The organism is Pseudomonas sp. F007, from assembly GCF_057814275.1.
Genome location: NZ_JBVATA010000006.1, coordinates 331,674 through 348,534 on the forward strand (window position 1 = coordinate 331,674; position 16,861 = coordinate 348,534).

Annotated in this window: 16 protein-coding genes; 7 read left to right on the forward strand and 9 right to left on the reverse strand. The window is 60.6% G+C overall.

What is annotated here, in order from left to right; translation table 11 throughout:
* Window positions 1-110: 110 nt before the first annotated feature.
* From lepB to lptF, 4 genes are all read right to left on the reverse strand, one after another.
* Window positions 111-965: a signal peptidase I gene (gene lepB, locus ACZYR5_RS16945; RefSeq protein WP_489090243.1), complete on the reverse strand. Its 855-nt coding sequence runs from the start codon at window positions 963-965 to the stop codon at window positions 111-113.
* A 5-nt stretch (window positions 966-970) separates the two neighbouring features.
* Complete coding sequence (gene lepA, locus ACZYR5_RS16950) at window positions 971-2,770, reverse strand: translation elongation factor 4 (protein ID WP_027618654.1); 1,800 nt, start codon at window positions 2,768-2,770, stop codon at window positions 971-973.
* Window positions 2,771-2,941: 171 nt separating this feature from the next.
* Entirely contained in the window at window positions 2,942-4,003 is a 1,062-nt protein-coding gene (gene lptG, locus ACZYR5_RS16955) for an LPS export ABC transporter permease LptG (protein ID WP_489090244.1), read from the reverse strand.
* Window positions 3,996-5,111 carry an LPS export ABC transporter permease LptF gene (gene lptF, locus ACZYR5_RS16960; RefSeq protein ID WP_489090245.1) on the reverse strand — a complete coding sequence of 372 codons (1,116 nt, stop codon included), beginning with the start codon at window positions 5,109-5,111 and terminating at the stop codon, window positions 3,996-3,998. Before lptF ends, lptG begins: the two co-directional genes overlap by 8 nt.
* A 288-nt stretch (window positions 5,112-5,399) precedes the next feature.
* Here lptF and ACZYR5_RS16965 point away from each other — a divergent pair, with 288 nt between their 5' ends.
* Genes ACZYR5_RS16965 through ACZYR5_RS16975 form a run of 3 tightly spaced genes read left to right on the forward strand, consistent with a single transcriptional unit; the run spans window position 5,400 to window position 7,813 of the window.
* Window positions 5,400-6,890 carry a leucyl aminopeptidase gene (locus tag ACZYR5_RS16965; RefSeq protein WP_489090246.1) on the forward strand — a complete coding sequence of 497 codons (1,491 nt, stop codon included), beginning with the start codon at window positions 5,400-5,402 and terminating at the stop codon, window positions 6,888-6,890.
* A gap of 58 nt (window positions 6,891-6,948) precedes the next feature.
* Window positions 6,949-7,377, forward strand: coding sequence for a DNA polymerase III subunit chi (locus ACZYR5_RS16970; protein WP_489090247.1), 429 nt, complete (start codon window positions 6,949-6,951; stop codon window positions 7,375-7,377).
* Between the two features lie 7 nt (window positions 7,378-7,384).
* Window positions 7,385-7,813, forward strand: a complete 429-nt coding sequence (locus ACZYR5_RS16975; protein WP_489090248.1) for a DNA polymerase III subunit chi — start codon at window positions 7,385-7,387, stop codon at window positions 7,811-7,813.
* A gap of 54 nt (window positions 7,814-7,867) precedes the next feature.
* Here the strand turns inward: ACZYR5_RS16975 and ACZYR5_RS16980 are convergent, their stop codons facing one another.
* Window positions 7,868-8,305, reverse strand: coding sequence for a DUF3757 domain-containing protein (locus ACZYR5_RS16980; RefSeq protein ID WP_489090249.1), 438 nt, complete (start codon window positions 8,303-8,305; stop codon window positions 7,868-7,870).
* A gap of 366 nt (window positions 8,306-8,671) precedes the next feature.
* Between ACZYR5_RS16980 and ACZYR5_RS16985 the strand changes: the two genes are divergently transcribed.
* Both ACZYR5_RS16985 and rlmF read left to right on the forward strand, forming a co-directional pair.
* A complete protein-coding gene (locus ACZYR5_RS16985) occupies window positions 8,672-11,518 on the forward strand; it encodes a valine--tRNA ligase (RefSeq protein WP_489090250.1) in 2,847 nt (948 codons plus the stop codon).
* Window positions 11,519-11,697: 179 nt separating this feature from the next.
* Window positions 11,698-12,720 carry a 23S rRNA (adenine(1618)-N(6))-methyltransferase RlmF gene (rlmF, locus tag ACZYR5_RS16990; RefSeq protein WP_489090251.1) on the forward strand — a complete coding sequence of 341 codons (1,023 nt, stop codon included), beginning with the start codon at window positions 11,698-11,700 and terminating at the stop codon, window positions 12,718-12,720.
* Between the two features lie 62 nt (window positions 12,721-12,782).
* Here rlmF and ACZYR5_RS16995 read toward each other — a convergent pair whose 3' ends face one another.
* Window positions 12,783-13,064 (reverse strand): HU family DNA-binding protein, encoded by a 282-nt coding sequence (locus tag ACZYR5_RS16995; protein ID WP_007905514.1) that lies wholly within the window; start codon window positions 13,062-13,064, stop codon window positions 12,783-12,785.
* 396 nt (window positions 13,065-13,460) lie between these two features.
* Here ACZYR5_RS16995 and yejK point away from each other — a divergent pair, with 396 nt between their 5' ends.
* The gene (yejK, locus tag ACZYR5_RS17000; RefSeq protein ID WP_489090252.1) at window positions 13,461-14,465 is read left to right on the forward strand and encodes a nucleoid-associated protein YejK; all 1,005 of its coding nucleotides are present in this window, start codon (window positions 13,461-13,463) and stop codon (window positions 14,463-14,465) included.
* Window positions 14,465-14,812, forward strand: a complete 348-nt coding sequence (locus ACZYR5_RS17005) for a glutaredoxin family protein (RefSeq protein ID WP_489090253.1) — start codon at window positions 14,465-14,467, stop codon at window positions 14,810-14,812. The genes yejK and ACZYR5_RS17005 overlap by 1 nt, the downstream gene beginning before the upstream one ends.
* Window positions 14,813-14,969: 157 nt before the next feature.
* Here ACZYR5_RS17005 and ACZYR5_RS17010 read toward each other — a convergent pair whose 3' ends face one another.
* The 3 genes from ACZYR5_RS17010 to ACZYR5_RS17020 all read right to left on the reverse strand — a co-directional run bounded on the left by ACZYR5_RS17010 (window position 14,970) and on the right by ACZYR5_RS17020 (window position 16,812).
* Window positions 14,970-15,902 (reverse strand): glutathione S-transferase family protein, encoded by a 933-nt coding sequence (locus ACZYR5_RS17010; RefSeq protein ID WP_489090254.1) that lies wholly within the window; start codon window positions 15,900-15,902, stop codon window positions 14,970-14,972.
* Window positions 15,903-15,990: 88 nt separating this feature from the next.
* The gene (locus ACZYR5_RS17015) at window positions 15,991-16,302 is read right to left on the reverse strand and encodes a GIY-YIG nuclease family protein (protein ID WP_489090255.1); all 312 of its coding nucleotides are present in this window, start codon (window positions 16,300-16,302) and stop codon (window positions 15,991-15,993) included.
* 39 nt (window positions 16,303-16,341) lie between these two features.
* On the reverse strand, window positions 16,342-16,812 hold the full coding sequence (locus tag ACZYR5_RS17020) for a nuclear transport factor 2 family protein (protein ID WP_489090256.1): 471 nt from the start codon (window positions 16,810-16,812) through the stop codon (window positions 16,342-16,344).
* Between the last annotated feature and the right edge of the window lie 49 nt (window positions 16,813-16,861).

Genomic DNA, 16,861 nt, shown 5'->3' on the forward strand with positions numbered 1-16,861 from the left:
CGCTGTGTTCAAAAATTATTTCCTGAATATCGTGGCTTCAATGCTTTTCAGCAACCGTCTGCGGGTTCCAGAAAAACACTCGGCGCTGTATTCAACAGCGCCGTGTGGGATTACTTGATCAGGCCAACCCGCGAGAAATTCGGCAGGTGGCTGAGTTTTGGTTCAGGCCAGCTCATCCAGACCGCGAAGGCCTTGCCGACGATGTTCTGGTCGGGAACCATGCCCAGCAGGTTCTTGGGAATGTTCGGGTCATCCCAGTAGCGACTGTCGTTCGAGTTGTCGCGGTTGTCGCCCATCATGAAGTAATGCCCGGCAGGCACGGTCCACTGGCGGTCCGGAGTGGCGCGATAGCGGGTCATTTCCTTGCGGATCATGTGCTCCGCCGCACCGAGTTTTTCCTTGTACAGCTCGGCGCTGCCCAGGGTTCCCGGCTCGGAGCCGACCAGTTGCTCGGCAATCGACTCGCCATTGACGAACAGCTTCTTGTCGGCGGTGTAGCGAATCTGATCGCCCGGCAGGCCGACCACACGCTTGATGTAGTTGACGTTCGGGTCGCTCGGGTAGCGGAACACCATCACATCCCCGCGCTGCGGATCACCGACTTCGATGACTTTCTTGTCGAGCACCGGCAAACGAATGCCGTAGGAGAACTTGTTCACCAGGATGAAGTCGCCGACATCCAGGGTCGGTTTCATCGAGCCCGACGGAATCTGGAACGGCTCCACCAGAAACGAACGCAGCACCAGCACGATGAACAGCACCGGAAAGAACGATTTGCCGTATTCAACCAGCATCGGTTCCTTGTTCAGTTTCTCGATCACGACCCGATCCGGTTGGCTGACAGTGCCCTGATACGAGGCAATGGCGGCACGCCGACGTGGCGCCAGAAACACCAGGTCGAGCAACGCCAACAGACCGCAGACGAAGACAGCGATGACCAGCAACAGCGGGAAATTTAGTGACATAGGACCTAACTATCCAACCTGAGCACAGCAAGGAAGGCTTCCTGTGGAATTTCCACGTTGCCGACCTGCTTCATGCGTTTTTTACCGGCCTTTTGCTTCTCCAGCAGTTTCTTCTTACGGCTGACGTCACCGCCGTAGCATTTGGCCAATACGTTCTTTCTGAGAGCCTTGACGGTTGTCCGCGCAACGATCTGACCGCCAATGGCGGCCTGGATGGCCACGTCGAACATCTGCCGAGGAATCAGGTCTTTCATCTTCTCGGTCAACTGGCGACCTTTGTAGTGCGAGTTGTCGCGGTGCACGATCAGCGCCAGGGCGTCGACCTTGTCGCCGTTGATCAGCACATCCAGCTTGACCAGATTAGCTGATTGGTAGCGATCGAAATGGTAGTCCAGCGAAGCATAGCCACGGCTGGTGGATTTCAGGCGATCGAAGAAGTCCAGCACCACTTCGTTCATCGGCAGGTCGTAGGTCACCTGGACCTGGGTGCCGAGGAACAGCATGTCGACCTGCACACCGCGTTTCTCGATGCACAGGGTAATGACGTTGCCCAGGTGTTCCTGCGGCACAAGGATGTTGGCGCGCACGATCGGCTCGCGCATGTCCTCGATGGTCGACAGGTCTGGCAGCTTGGACGGGTTGTCGACGTAGATGGTCTCGCCGGTCTTGAGCAGCAGCTCGAAGATTACCGTTGGTGCGGTGGTGATCAGGTCCAGGTTGTATTCGCGCTCCAGGCGCTCCTGGATGATCTCCATGTGCAGCATGCCGAGGAACCCGCAACGGAAGCCGAAGCCCAGGGCGTCGGAGCTTTCCGGGGTGTATTGCAGCGAGGAGTCGTTGAGGGTGAGCTTTTGCAGCGCCTCGCGGAAATCTTCGAAGTCGTCGGAGCTGACCGGGAACAGGCCGGCGTAGACCTGCGGCTGAATACGTTTGAAGCCCGGCAGCACGTCGACGTCGGGGGTCGAGCTCAAGGTCAGGGTGTCGCCCACTGGCGCGCCGTGAATATCCTTGATGCTGGCGATGATGAAGCCCACTTCACCGGCCTTGAGGTCAGCGGTCGGGGTGTGTTTCGGGTTGAACACACCAACGCTGTCCACCAGGTGGATCTTGCCGGTGGACTTGACCAGGATCTTGTCGCCCTTCTTGACGCGACCATGCCGCACACGCACCAGGGACACAACGCCCAGGTAGTTGTCGAACCAGGAGTCGATGATCAACGCTTGCAGCGGATCTTCAATATTGCCGGTCGGCGCGGGAATGGTAGTCACCAGGCGCTCGAGCACCTCATCGACACCCAGGCCGGTCTTGGCGCTGCAGGTGACGGCGTCAGTGGCATCGATGCCGATGATCTTCTCGATCTCTTCCTTCACCCGCTCAGGATCGGCCTGCGGCAGGTCGATCTTGTTCAGGACAGGCATCACTTCCAGACCCTGCTCGATCGCCGTGTAGCAGTTGGCTACCGACTGCGCCTCGACGCCCTGACCGGCATCGACCACCAGCAGCGCGCCTTCACAGGCCGCCAGCGAACGGCTGACCTCATAGGTGAAGTCAACGTGGCCCGGGGTATCGATGAAGTTCAGTTGGTAGTTGATACCATCTTTGGCTTTGTAATACAGGGTAACGCTGTGCGCCTTGATGGTGATCCCGCGCTCGCGTTCCAGGTCCATGGAATCCAGTACCTGGGCTTCCATTTCACGCTCGGCCAGGCCACCGCACATCTGGATGAAACGATCGGCCAGCGTCGACTTGCCATGGTCAATGTGGGCGATGATGGAGAAATTGCGGATATGACTCAAATCACTCACGGATCAACACTCAAAAAGGCTGCAGGCATGGCCCGCCGAAAAATAGCCGGGAATTGTACCTGAATCACTGGGCAAGCGTCACGTTTGCAGCATCAAGCCCACCTGCAAAAACGCCCCGCTCTGGCGAACGGGGCGTTTTTGAGTGTTCGGCGCAATGCTATAGACCGCTCGTCAGCCGGCTCGACGCATCAGGAACAGACCCGCCAGCGCGCAGACGGCGGCCGGCACCAGCACCGCGAACAGCGGCGAGAAACCGAACACCAGACTCGACGGGCCAAGCAAATCCGAGACGATACGGAAGGTGAACCCCACCAGCACCCCGGTGAACACCCGCTGCCCCAGGGTGACCGAGCGCAACGGACCGAAGATGAAGGAAATCGCCATCAACACCAGCGCAGCGGTGACCAGTGGTTGCAACACCTTGACCCAAAATGCCAGCCAGTAGCGCCCGTTGTTCAGACCCTGGTCAGCCAGGTAGTGGATATAGCCCCACAGGCCGCTGATCGACAGCGACTCCGGTGCCATCACCACGGTGCTCAACAATTGCGGGCTCAACGCCACATCCCAGCGCTCAACCGGGGTGCTCACCACTTCGGTGCTCTTGTCGTGGAACAGCGTGGTGGTGACGTCGCTCAGTTGCCAGTGATCGGTGTCGAACTCGGCGCGCTTGGCAAAACTCGACGACACCAGGTGTCGCTCGTTATCGAAGCGATAACGGGTCACACCATACAGGCGGCCGTTGGGCTGTACCGAGTTGACGTGGATGAACTCCTCGCCCTGGCGATGCCACAGACCATGCTTGGCGCTTTGCGAATCGCCACTGCCCTGGGCCAGCGAACGATTGGCCTGGGCGATGGTTTCGGTGGCCGGCGCCACATATTCGCCAATCAGCACGCCGGCGACCATCAGCACCAGCATCGGCTTCATCACCGCCCAGACGATCCGGCCGATCGACACGCCTGCGGCGCGCATGATGGTCAGTTCACTGTTGCTGGCCAGGCTGCCGAGGCCGATCAGGCAGCCGATCAGTGCCGCCATCGGCAACATGTCGTAGAGCCGGCGCGGCGCAGTCAGCAGCACGTAGCTCAGGACATCCATCACGGTATAGGTGTCACTGGCATCGCCCATTTCATCAATGAAGGCGAAGAGTGTCGCCAGCCCGAGGATGATGCCCAGCACGGCCAGGATGGCCATGAACACACTGCTGCCAATATAGCGATCGAGCTTAACCACGAGCCACCTCCAACGCACGGCGACTCGCCCGCTTCAACTTCAAGGGTTCCCAGTAAAGCAGGCCGAGGCCGATGACCAGGAAGATCCCGTGGACCCACCACAAGCCCAGCGACGCTGGCAGCTTGCCTTTCTCCAGGGCGCCGCGAGCGGCAATGAGGATGGTCAGGTAGGCCATGTACAATAGGATCGCCGGCAACAGCTTGAGGAAGCGACCCTGGCGCGGATTGACCCGAGACAGCGGCACCGCCATCAGGGTCACGATAAACACCAGCAGCGGCAGGGACATGCGCCATTGCAACTCGGCACGGTTGCGTACGTCATCACTGCCCAGCAGCGTGGCGGTGCTGATGGCGTCGCGGTCGGTGACTTCGTCGCTGACATCCGGCTTGGGTAGCAGCACGCCGTAAGTGTCGTACTTGATGATCCGGTAGTCGGCCTGCCCCGGGCTGCCGTCGTAGCGGTAGCCGTTATCGAGGATCAGGTAGCGGTTGCCGTCGGGCTTGATTTCCTGGCGGCCTTTTTCAGCCACCAGCACCGAGATCCCCCGATCCTTGGTTTCCGAGCCTTGATTCTTCTGCGAAATGAACACGCCGGCGAGGTTGATCCGGTCGTCCGTCAGTGTTTCGGTGTAGGTCACCCGCGTACCATCGCGCAGTGACTGAAAGCGCCCCGGTTCCAGGGTATCGAACTCGGTCAGGGCATCCTGTTTGTTCAGCAGCAACTGGAACTGATTGGCCCCTTGCGGCGCCAGGCCCAGGCTCAGCCAAGCCACCAGCAAGGCCACCAGGGTCGCTGGAAACAATGTGTAAACAACCAGCCGCTGCTGGCTCATGCCGGTCGCGGACAACACGGTCATTTCGCTTTCCAGGTACAGCCGGCCATACGCCAGCAGAATCCCCAGGAACAACCCCAACGGCAGGATCAGTTGCAGGAAGCCCGGCAGGCGAAAGCCCATGATCAGGAACAGCGAGCCCGGATCCAGCAGGCCGGCAGCGGCCTGGGCCAGGTATTTGATGAAGCGCCCACTCATGATGATGACCAGCAGCACGGCGCTGACGGCACTCAGGGTCACCAGGACTTCACGGGACAGATAACGGAAGACAATCAAACCAGACACTCCAGGGTTGTCAGGCTAACGCGGCCAAACAAGCAAACGGTGGCTCGCAGGGATGAGCCACCGAAAAAGATGCGGCATTATCCTGTGATTGACCGCGCCTGTCACTGCGCACGCTCAAGCCGGCGCGCAAAGCCTCGAAGATCCGTTGCGCAAGGGTTGTCAGGCGCCTCCGGCGAGGTTCACACTGCGGCCTTTGTCGCTGGCCGTAGCAGCGCCTTTTCAATATAGAAGCAAACGTGCATGCCGTTGCACTTTGACCATTTATTCAGGGACCCGGACATGGAACTGGTTGTAAAAAGCGTCAGCCCAGAAACGTTGAAGACCGCCACCCTGGTGGTTGCCGTCGGCGAAGGCCGCAAACTCGGCAACGTCGCTCAGCAGATCGACGAACTCACCGGCGGCGCCATCAGCGCCCTGCTCAAGCGCGGCGACCTCGCCGGCAAAGTCGGCCAAAGCCTGCTCCTGCACAACCTGCCCAACATCAAGGCCGAGCGCGTGCTGCTGGTGGGCGTGGGCAAGGACGCTGAACTGGGCGACCGTCCGTTCCGCAAGATCGTCGCTGGCGTCCTCAACACGCTCAAGGGCCTGGGTGGCAGCGATGCCACGCTGGCGCTGGACGAAGTCGCGGTCAAGGGTCGCGACAGCTATGGCAAGACCCGCCTGCTGGCGGAAACCCTGGTGGACGGCGAATACACCTTCGATCAGTTCAAGAGCCAGAAAGCCGAACCGCGCGCACTGAAGAAAATCACCCTGCTGACCATCAAGGCCGCCCAGGCCGAAGTGCAGCGCGCAGTGACCCATGCCACGGCCATTGCCAACGGCATGTCGTTCACCCGCGACCTCGGCAACCTGCCACCAAACATCTGCCACCCGACCTTCCTCGGCGAGCAGGCGAAGAACCTCGGCAAAGAGTTCAAGGGCCTGAAAGTCGAAGTGCTCGACGAGAAGAAGATCAAGGAACTGGGCATGGGCTCGTTCTATGCCGTTGGCCAGGGCAGCGCCCAGCCGCCGCGCCTGATCGTCATGCAATACAACGGTGGCAAGAAATCCGAGAAGCCGTACGCACTGGTCGGCAAGGGCATCACTTTCGACACCGGCGGCATCAGCCTCAAGCCTGGCGCCGGTATGGATGAAATGAAGTACGACATGGGCGGCGCCGCCAGCGTGTTCGGCACCCTGCGTGCCGTGCTCGAACTGAAACTGCCGATCAACCTGGTGTGCATCCTGGCCTGCGCCGAGAACATGCCGAGCGGCAACGCCACGCGCCCGGGCGACATCGTCACCACCATGAGCGGCCAGACCGTGGAAATCCTCAACACCGACGCCGAAGGCCGCCTGGTGCTGTGCGACGCCCTGACCTACGCCGAACGCTTCAAGCCACAGGCGGTGATCGACATCGCAACCCTGACCGGCGCCTGCATCGTTGCGCTCGGCTCCCATACCTCGGGCCTGCTGGGCAACAACGACGAACTGATCGAGCAACTGCTCAGCGCTGGCAAGGCTGCCGACGATCGCGCCTGGCAACTGCCGCTGTTCGATGAGTACCAGGAGCAACTCGACAGCCCGTTCGCCGACATCGCCAACATTGGCGGGCCGAAGGCAGGCACCATCACCGCCGCGTGCTTCCTGTCGCGTTTCACCAAGAACCTGAACTGGGCGCACCTGGATATCGCCGGCACTGCCTGGATCAGCGGTGGCAAGGACAAGGGCGCCACTGGCCGTCCAGTGCCTCTGCTGACCCAGTACCTGCTGGATCGCGCCAAGGCCTGAAACCGATGACCGCGGGTGGCGTCCTGTGCGGGACGCCAACTGCGGCTCAGGAACCGCAATGACCAAAGTCGACTTTTATATCCTGCCCAGCGCCGATCCATCGGCACGCCTGGATTTCGCCTGCAAGCTCACGGAAAAAGCCTGGCGCATGGGCCATCGCATTTACCTGCACTGCAGCGATGCCGCGCAACGCGACGACCTGGATGCACGGCTCTGGGCCTTCAAGGGCGAAAGCTTCGTCCCCCACGGCGCCGCCGAACGTGAACCGGACGGCTTGATCGTACTGGGCCTGGGCGACGATCCGGGAACCCATCAGGACCTGCTGGTCAACCTCGACCTCAAGGTCCCCGTCTTTGCCCAGCGCTTCGCCCGTGTGGCCGAAGTGGTGGTGGAAGATCCGGCAATTCGTCAGGCCGCGCGGGAGAGTTTCCGCTTCTACCGCGAACAGGGCTATCCTCTGCAAGATCACCGGCTACAGCGACTCTGAGTACCCAATGGACACGCCAAACCCGCTGAAAAACCCCGCGCACCTGCTGGACGATCTTGAGTCGATCCGCCAGCTGCTCGGCGATGACAACCTGCAACCGCCCCTGCTGACCGATACCGTCGAGAGCGTCAGCGAAGAAGGCCAGATTCCGATGCTGTTCGATCAGGTGGGCAGCCACGCGTCGGCGGCTGCTGCTGCTGTCGAAGAGCCCGCCCCCCTCGCGCCGGTGGTGCAAGCGCCTCCACCGCCGCCGGCGGCGCCGACCACTGCGCAGCAGGCCGCGGATGTGATGCTGCACCTGGACGGCGAACTGCGCGCCGCCGCGCAACTGATCATGCAAGACGTGATCGACGACTTCGCCCCGCACATAGAGACCGAAATCAAGCGTCGGCTGGATGCGCGGATGGAACGCTTGTTGAGTCAGTACGAGAATTGATTGCCAACACGAAAAGGAGCGAGATGACTCGCTCCTTGTTTGAATGTTACTGAGTCAGCCTTTAGTTGGACGCTTCAACTCTTTGAAGGCACAACCACCATCGGTTTTATCCTCACAGTAATATTGGCTGTACCACTGTTCCCAAGCGCCGTCAGACTTGATCTTGATAACAGTACCTTCTTGCTTGAAACGCATATCCAACTTGCCACCCTCGCGCAGGCTGTAGCCACAGTGCAGCAACTCGCCGACCACCTTACCGTTCGCTGGTTCACCATGAGCCTTGAAGATCGCCTCGTCAAAGCCGGCGACAGGTCCGCCCGCGCCCTGCGAAGTGCCGTGCCACTGGCCCTCGCCACTGACGGTTGGCGCCGTATAGCTGGCGGTGCCCACCTCTTTGATATCGGCGACTTTCGGGCAGTGTTCGATGACGCCCGCCCAGGCCGCGCTCGAGAACAGGAAAGGGATCAACAGCGCTAACTTTTTAATAGCCATAAACACTCCATGTAATACGTGTAATCCAATGTGTGATTTGCAGCTATCACGCGCAGATAACAATGGCGCTCCAGTGCCGGTCGAATATTACCCACACACTTAGCTTGCTCAAACCCGCAAACGTGTAGGGAAAGTCCTTACATATAAACGAAAAGTCATTTACCACTTGCCCCCCCATCTTCAGCGGTTGGCATCGGCGACTGACTTCGAGGCGCACCCTCCTTGCGAGCAGCACCCAGCGACGGTGACAGCAAAAAAACCGCGAGATTTCTCGCCCCTGCCATCAGCTCGGCCTACGCCCCGGGCGTCATCCCCGCTATACTTGCCGGCTTTTCCTGAATAAATGCCAATAGGGTCCCGCCGCGCATGGATAAGACCTACCAGCCGCACGCCATTGAAACTTCCTGGTACAACACCTGGGAGTCCGAGAACTACTTCGCCCCGCAAGGCGCGGGCGATTCCTACACCATCATGATTCCGCCGCCGAACGTCACCGGCAGCCTGCACATGGGTCATGGCTTCAACAACGCGATCATGGACGCCCTGATCCGTTTCCGCCGCATGCAGGGTCGCGACACCCTGTGGCAGCCGGGCACCGACCACGCCGGTATCGCCACGCAGATGCTGGTGGAGCGTCAGCTCGAAGCCAAGGGCCAGAATCGCCACGACCTGGGCCGGGAAAAATTCCTCGAAAAAGTCTGGGAATGGAAAGAAGAGTCCGGCGGCAACATCAGTCGGCAGATCCGTCGCCTCGGCTCGTCCGTGGACTGGAGCCGCGAGCGCTTCACCATGGACGACGGCCTCTCGGAAGCGGTCAAGGAAGCGTTCGTGCGCCTGCACGAAGACGGCCTGATCTACCGCGGCAAGCGCCTGGTCAACTGGGACACCAAGCTGCACACGGCGATTTCCGACCTTGAAGTGGAAAACCACGACGAGAAAGGTTTCCTGTGGAACCTGAAATACCCGCTGGCCGATGGCGCGAAAACCGCTGAAGGCAACGACTACCTGATCGTCGCGACCACCCGTCCGGAAACCATGCTCGGCGATTCCGCCGTCGCGGTTAACCCGAACGATGAGCGCTACCAGGCCCTGATCGGCAAGTTTGTCGAACTGCCGCTGGTTGGCCGCCGTATCCCGATCATCGCCGACGATTACTGCGACCCTGAATTCGGCACCGGCTGCGTGAAAATCACCCCGGCACACGATTTCAACGACTACGAAGTCGGCAAGCGTCACAACCTGCCGCTGCTGAACATCTTCGACAAGAACGCTGCAGTGCTTCCGGCCTGCCAGGTGTTCAACCTCGACGGCACGCTGAACGACAGTATCGACGGCAAGATCCCGGCCAAATACGTAGGCCTCGATCGTTTCGAAGCGCGCAAGCAGATCGTTGCCGACTTTGAAGCGGCCGGCCTGCTGGTCAGCGTCGACGACCACGGCCTGAAAGTACCGAAGGGCGATCGCTCCGGCACCATTATCGAGCCTTGGCTGACCGACCAGTGGTACGTCTCCACCAAGCCGCTGGCCGAGCCGGCGATTGCCGCCGTGGAAGACGGTCGCATCCAGTTCGTGCCGAAACAGTACGAAAACATGTACTTCTCGTGGATGCGCGACATCCAGGATTGGTGCATCAGCCGCCAGTTGTGGTGGGGCCACCGGATTCCGGCCTGGTACGACGAGTCGGGCAAGGTCTATGTCGGTCGCGACGAAGCCGAAGTGCGGGCCAAGAACAACCTCGGCGCCGACGTTGCCCTGCAGCAGGACAACGACGTACTCGACACCTGGTTCAGTTCGGGCCTGTGGACCTTCTCGACCCTCGGCTGGCCGCAGCAGACCGAATTCCTCAAGAAATTCCACTCCACCGATGTGCTGGTGACTGGCTTCGACATCATTTTCTTCTGGGTTGCCCGGATGATCATGCTCACCATGCACCTGGTGAAAAACGAGGACGGCACGCCGCAGGTACCGTTCAAGACCGTGTACGTGCACGGTCTGGTGCGTGATGGCCAGGGCCAGAAAATGTCCAAGTCCAAGGGCAACGTCCTGGACCCGCTGGACATCATCGACGGCATCGAGCTCGAAGCCCTGGTGCAGAAACGCACCTCCGGCCTGATGCAGCCGAAGCTGGCGAAGAAGATCGAGAAGCAGACCCGCGACGAGTTCGCCGACGGTATCGCCAGCTATGGCACCGACGCCCTGCGCTTCACCTTCTGCTCGCTGGCCTCCACCGGTCGTGACATCAAGTTCGACATGGGCCGCGTCGAAGGCTATCGCAACTTCTGCAACAAGATCTGGAACGCCGCGCGCTACGTGCTCGACAAGGGCGAAGACTGCGGCCAGAACGGCGAGGCCTACGAGTTGTCGCTGGCGGATCGCTGGATCATCTCGCAGCTGCAACGCACCGAAGCCGAGGTGACCCGTCAACTCGACCAGTTCCGTTTCGACCTGGCGGCGCAAGCCTTGTACGAGTTCATCTGGAACCAGTATTGCGACTGGTACCTGGAACTGTCCAAGCCCGTGCTGTGGGACGAAAACGCCCCGGTCGAACGTCAGCGCGGCACCCGCCGCACCCTGGTTCGTGTGCTCGAAGTCGCCCTGCGCCTGGCGCATCCGTTCATGCCGTTCATCACCGAAGAAATCTGGCAGCGCATCGCGCCGCTGGCCGGTGTCGAAGGCAAAACGATCATGCTGCAACCTTGGCCAGTGGCCAACGAAGCCCGCATCGACCAGGCCGCCGAAGACGATATCGAATGGCTCAAGGGCCTGATGCTCGGCACGCGTAACATCCGTGGCGAAATGAACATCGGCCCGGGCAAGCCGCTGCCGCTGTTCCTGAAGAACGTCAGCGCCGAAGACCAGCGTCGCCTCAGCGAAAACGAAGCGCTGCTGAAGAAGCTGGCCAAGCTCGAATCGATCACCGTCCTCGCCGCTGGCGAAGAAGCACCGCTGTCCGCCACCGCCCTGGTCGGCGAGATGGAAGTGCTGGTGCCGATGGCCGGACTGATCGACAAAGGTGCCGAGCTGGCGCGCCTGGACAAGGAAATCCAGCGCCTGCAAGGTGAAGTGCAACGGGTTGGCGGCAAGCTGTCCAACGCCGGTTTCGTCGACAAGGCGCCAGCCGAAGTCATCGAAAAAGAGCGCGCCAAACTGGCCGAGGCCGAACAGGCCCTGGGCAAGCTGGCCGAGCAACACGCGCGGATTGCCAGTCTGTAATCGGGACAGCGCAATGAAAAAGGGAGGCCAGTGATGGCCTCCCTTTTTTGTTCCCTAACCCACCTACACCACTGATCACTGTGGGAGCGGGCTCTGTGTCGATGTTGCAATTGGGTTCACACCCGCAGGATGTGGGACAATGCCCGCCACTTTCAGCCATACCCGAATCGATTCCAGCCATGAACGTCCCTCGCACCCCCAAACCTGCGCGTAAAAAGCCTGCCACCGCGACCCCGGCCAAAGCCGTGGCGCCCCGTGAAAAGGCCAGCCTGCACCCGCGCAATCGCCATCAGGGCCGTTACGACTTCCCGGCGCTGATCAAAAGCACCCCGGAACTGGCGAAGTTCGTGATCATCAATCCGTATGGCAAGGAAAGCATCGATTTCGCCAGCCCCGACGCGGTGCGGGTGTTCAATCGGGCGCTGCTCAAATCCTTCTATGGCATTGCCCATTGGGACATTCCGGCAGACTACCTGTGCCCACCGGTGCCGGGACGCGCCGACTATGTGCACTTCCTCGCCGACCTGCTGGCCAGCGGCAACGAAGGTGTCATTCCACGGGGCGCGGCGGTGCAGGTGCTGGATATCGGCATGGGCGCCAACTGCGTCTACCCGCTGATCGGTCACAGCGATTATCGCTGGCACTTCCTCGGCTCGGAGATCGACGCCACGGCCGTGGCCTCCGCCAAAGCCATCGTCCAGTCCAACGGGCTGAACAAGGCCATCCAGTTGCGCCAGCAGAGCAATCCCAAGCACATCCTGCTGGGCTTGCTCGAGCCTGGCGAACGTTTTGACCTGACCATGTGCAACCCGCCTTTCCACGCCTCTCTCGATGAGGCCACGCGCGGCAGTACCCGCAAATGGCGTGCGCTGGGCAAGGCCGATCCGAAACGCAAGCTGCCGGTATTGAACTTCGGCGGTCAGGCTGCGGAGTTGTGGTGCGAAGGGGGTGAGGTGCGCTTCGTGACGCAACTGATCGCTGAAAGCGCACATTTTGCACACAAGGTCCTGTGGTTCAGCACGCTGGTGTCGAAAGCATCGAACCTGCCTGCCATCGAAACTGCCCTGAAAAAAGCCGGAGCCCTGGAAAGCCGGGTAGTGGAAATGTCCCAGGGGCAGAAACAGAGCCGCTTCGTCGCCTGGACTTTCCAAACGCCGAACGAGCAAAAGATCTGGCGTCAGCGCTGGGTGCGCAAGGACTGAATCGCAGGCAACAAAAAAGCCGTGCCCGGATCGCTCCGGAGCACGGCTTTCTTTTATGCGTCTTACTTGTTAACAGCGTCGGTCAGGCCTTTGGCCACAACCAGCTTGATAACTTTCTTGGCAGCGATTTCGATGGCAGCGCCAGTCGAAGGGTTGCGGCCGGTACGGGCAGGACGCTCGGTCACTTTCAGCTTGCCGATACCTGGCAGGGTGATTTCACCGCCGTTTTCCAGTTGATCAGCAACGATTTGGCCCAGTTGGTCCAGAGCGTTACGCGCGGTGGTTTTTGGCGCGTCGATAGCTTCAGCGATATCGGCGATCAGTTGGTCTTTAGTAAGAGCCATGTGGTGTTCCTTCCCTATCAAATTCATATGGATTGCAGAGTGCAGTGTCAGCTATCGAGCCCGATCTTCTGGATCTGGCACCCTCGGCTACAACACCGACGCATCGGGGTTATAGATACCGAAATCAGGGTTTGGTTCGACCTGACAAATGCTGAATGCAGGCTTGCCGCGGTGACTTCGCGCAAGACCGGGCAAAACTAGCACAGAGACGGGGAAATATCCGCCTCTACCTACCCATTTGGTCAGCTTTATTGCTCTAAATCGGTAAAAAAACGCATAAGCCCGACGGGAGTCACACAGCGCCACCTTCAACCGCCGCCAAAACCAGCAGGTGCGGTACACTGGGCACTTTTTCGGGGGAGCCCGCCCTCCTCCATTCATCCAGCCGAGAAGCCCATGCCGATCCGTCATTGCATCGTCCACCTGATCGACAAAAAACCCGACGGCACGCCCGCAGTTCTTCACGCCCGTGACTCGGAGCTGAGCGAATCCGCCGCCATCGAGAACATGCTCGCCGACCTCAACGAGAGCTACAACGCCAAGCAAGGCAAGGCCTGGGGTTTGTTCCATGGCGAGTCCGGCGCACACCCTTTCAGCGGCTGGCTGAAGGAATACCTGGACGGTGGCAAGGACTTCACCGCCTTCAGCCGGGTTGCCGTCGAGCACCTGCAAAAGCTGATGGAAGAGTCCAACCTGTCGACCGGCGGCCACGTGCTGTTCGCCCATTATCAACAAGGCATGACCGACTACCTGGCGATCGCCCTGCTGCACCACAGCGAAGGCGTGGCGGTGACCGAACAGCTCGACGTGACCCCTTCCCGCCACCTGGACCTGGGTCAACTGCACCTGGCGGCGCGGATCAATATCTCCGAATGGCAGAACAACAAGCAGTCCAAGCAGTACATTTCGTTCATCAAGGGCAAGAACGGAAAAAAGGTTTCCGAGTATTTCCGCGACTTCATCGGTTGCCAGGAAGGGGTCGACGGCCCGGGCGAAACCCGCACCCTGCTCAAGGCCTTCAGTGACTTCGTCGAAAGCGAAGACCTGCCCGAAGACGATGCCCGCGAGAAAACCAAGACCCTGGTGGATTACGCCAGCAGCCAGGCCAAGCTCGGCGAACCCATGGGTCTGGAAGAGCTCTCCGAGCTGATCGACGAAGAACGGCCGAAAGCCTTCTACGACCATATCCGCAACAAGGACTACGGGCTGTCGCCGGAGATTCCAGCGGATAAGCGTACCCTCAACCAGTTCCGCCGCTTCACCGGGCGCGCCGAAGGTCTGTCCATCAGCTTTGAAGCACACCTGCTGGGTTCGAAGATCGAGTATGACGAGGACGCCGGCACCCTGATTATCAAGGGCCTGCCGACCTCGCTGACCGACCAGCTCAAACGTCGCAACTGATGCTCGCGCGCACCCTGAAGAAAGTCCTGCTGATCCTGCTGGTGGTGGTGATCTATCAGAACTGGGGCAAGATCGAGCGGCTGTTCAATCCTTCCCAGGCGGTCTCCGAGCAGGTCCGGGCCAACGCCCGGGTCGTGCTCTACTCCACCGACTGGTGCGGTTACTGCCAGGCGACCCGGCGCTTTCTCGATAGCAAGGGCATTCCTTTCAAGGAGTTCGATATCGACAAGGACGCCGAGGCGCGCAAGGCGTATGAAGCACTGGGCGGTCGCGGCATCCCGGTGCTGGACGTGAATGGCACGTTGATTCGCAACTTTGACCCGGATGCGATCATGGCGGCCTTGTAACGGCAATGGATACAGATCTTGCGAACGACGCAGAACCTGTGGCGGCGCTCACAAATCCCTGTAGGAGCCAGCCTGCTGGCGATGAGGCCTGCACATCCACCATCGCCGGTGACTGACCCGCCGCATTCGCGAGCAAGCTCGCTCCTACAACACCGCGTCAGCGGGCCTCGATACGGAATCCCAAACGCGGGAAGTGCACATGCACCACGCCGCCACGCTCGTCTTCGCGACGGACGATCAACTCCTCGCTGCCCGCGAACAACAACTCGCCCGCCACCGGATCAACGCCATAGTCGGTCGCAGCAATGACCACCTGCTGCCCGACAACAAAACCGTTCGGGTCGATGAACGCCTCATCCGGCAAGGCCGCAGGCGTCGCGTCTCGCGCCACTTGCAAGGCCTCCTCTGCGGTCATTGCGCTGGATGCGCCGTGACCAAATCCAAGCACCCGCGTCAGCCAGGCCAAAACCGTCGGATAGGCATCCACCAACGGCGCCATCACCGGCGTAGCCTTGAGGAACCACAGCGGATGGGCCATGGCCAGGTCGGCAATCGAAGGCTCGCCGAACAGGTAATCGCCATCGCGCTGCAGCTGCTGTTCCAGCCGTGCCATGAACGTCGGCCATTGATGCCGCGCCTGCTCCGCCGACAACCGGGTCGCGCTGCCACCGCTGAACAATCCGGCACGATCGGCGACGAAGGCTTTCACCGCTTCCGGTGGCAGCTTGGCAAAACGCACGGCGATCGACTCGGGCTGGAACACCAGGCTCACCGCGTGCTGGAACAGCACCGAATCGGCCCAGGCGGCGAAAGTCGCGCTGACCAATTCCTGGCCTTCCGGGAAGAACGCCGGCAGGGCCTTTTCCTGCTCCAGGCGCCGGGCAATCAGTGCGGTGTCGCAGTAGATATCGGCGCCGATCTGCAGCACCGGGGTCTTGCGGTAGCCACCGGTCAATGCGGTGAGATCGGGCTTGGGCATGACCGGCGAGATGTGCACCGAACGCCAGGACAGCCCCTTGAAGCCCAGCATCAGGCGGGTCTTTTCGGCGAATGGGGAAGCCGGGTAATGGTGAAGAATCAACTCTGACATGCTGGTCCCGCCGCTTGAGTGAGGAGCCCGCAGCTTAGCGCGCAATCGAGTGCTGGCCTACCCGTGCGCCCTGATGGGAACCGATCAGTCAGATTGATAGGGCTGTCGCCGCACTGGCCACCAGGCACTCCTTGGCGCTCTTCCTGAGCTTCTTGATCAACCGTTCCTGGCGCAGCGCATCGCTCTTGTCGCGACAACGTTCGGTGTAGACCAGCGCCACCGCCGGGCTGGAGAGAAAGAAGCGGGCGCCCTTGCCGCTCTGGTGCTTGGCGAAACGACGCTCGGGATCATCACTGATCCCGCAATAGAGCGAACCGTTGGCGGCGCGCACGAGGTAGACAAACCAGGATTTGCTCACCGAGGTGTCGATGTCGTCAGTGCTTTCGCTGAGGGTGGTCACGTAACGATTAGGACTTGTAGGAAACAGGCCGCAATCTTATCAGCGACCGGCCTGAAATGCCTTCAACCCCTTCAATGCCTGCCCGCGCACCGCGTTGCCCACCAGCGGTGTCCAACCCAGCAACAGTCCCTTGAAACCGAGCGCCTGACGCGACCAGCGCCACAGGCTGAAGGCGTCATGGTGCTCGCAGATCTTGCCGTCGCGAAACACGAATCGCGCCTGGATGTCGTTGACCACAGTGTTGCCGGTCTGGCTGAACAGGTAGGTGGCGACCCAATGCGCACTGCCGGTGCGCTCGTCGGCCTGGACGCTGTCGAAGGTCAGGGAGAAATCCTTGGCCCGGGTGGTGAGCATGCGCCACATGTCGCCGGCATCACGGCCACGCAGTTCGCCAAAGGCCGGGTCGCTGAACAGCACATCGTCGCTGTAGCAGGCGGCCATGGCCTCGGCATCCAGGCGCTGGAACGCCTGGTAGAACGTGGTGATCAACGCGCGGTTGGCTTCGCTCATGGGCAGACTCCGGACAATCGAAAGATCGCTGCACGATAGTCTGCGCCAG

What these genes read in the sequence shown, in the direction of transcription:
- ACZYR5_RS16995 (WP_007905514.1), bottom strand. Translation starts at nt 13,064, where the DNA reads ATGGCTCTTACTAAAGACCAACTGATCGCCGATATCGCTGAAGCTATC.
- ACZYR5_RS16970 (WP_489090247.1), top strand. Translation starts at nt 6,949, where the DNA reads ATGACCAAAGTCGACTTTTATATCCTGCCCAGCGCCGATCCATCGGCA.
- ACZYR5_RS16980 (WP_489090249.1), bottom strand. Translation starts at nt 8,305, where the DNA reads ATGGCTATTAAAAAGTTAGCGCTGTTGATCCCTTTCCTGTTCTCGAGC.
- lepB (WP_489090243.1), bottom strand. Translation starts at nt 965, where the DNA reads ATGTCACTAAATTTCCCGCTGTTGCTGGTCATCGCTGTCTTCGTCTGC.
- ACZYR5_RS17005 (WP_489090253.1), top strand. Translation starts at nt 14,465, where the DNA reads ATGCTCGCGCGCACCCTGAAGAAAGTCCTGCTGATCCTGCTGGTGGTG.
- rlmF (WP_489090251.1), top strand. Translation starts at nt 11,698, where the DNA reads ATGAACGTCCCTCGCACCCCCAAACCTGCGCGTAAAAAGCCTGCCACC.
- ACZYR5_RS17010 (WP_489090254.1), bottom strand. Translation starts at nt 15,902, where the DNA reads ATGTCAGAGTTGATTCTTCACCATTACCCGGCTTCCCCATTCGCCGAA.
- yejK (WP_489090252.1), top strand. Translation starts at nt 13,461, where the DNA reads ATGCCGATCCGTCATTGCATCGTCCACCTGATCGACAAAAAACCCGAC.
- ACZYR5_RS16985 (WP_489090250.1), top strand. Translation starts at nt 8,672, where the DNA reads ATGGATAAGACCTACCAGCCGCACGCCATTGAAACTTCCTGGTACAAC.
- ACZYR5_RS17020 (WP_489090256.1), bottom strand. Translation starts at nt 16,812, where the DNA reads ATGAGCGAAGCCAACCGCGCGTTGATCACCACGTTCTACCAGGCGTTC.
- ACZYR5_RS16965 (WP_489090246.1), top strand. Translation starts at nt 5,400, where the DNA reads ATGGAACTGGTTGTAAAAAGCGTCAGCCCAGAAACGTTGAAGACCGCC.
- ACZYR5_RS16975 (WP_489090248.1), top strand. Translation starts at nt 7,385, where the DNA reads ATGGACACGCCAAACCCGCTGAAAAACCCCGCGCACCTGCTGGACGAT.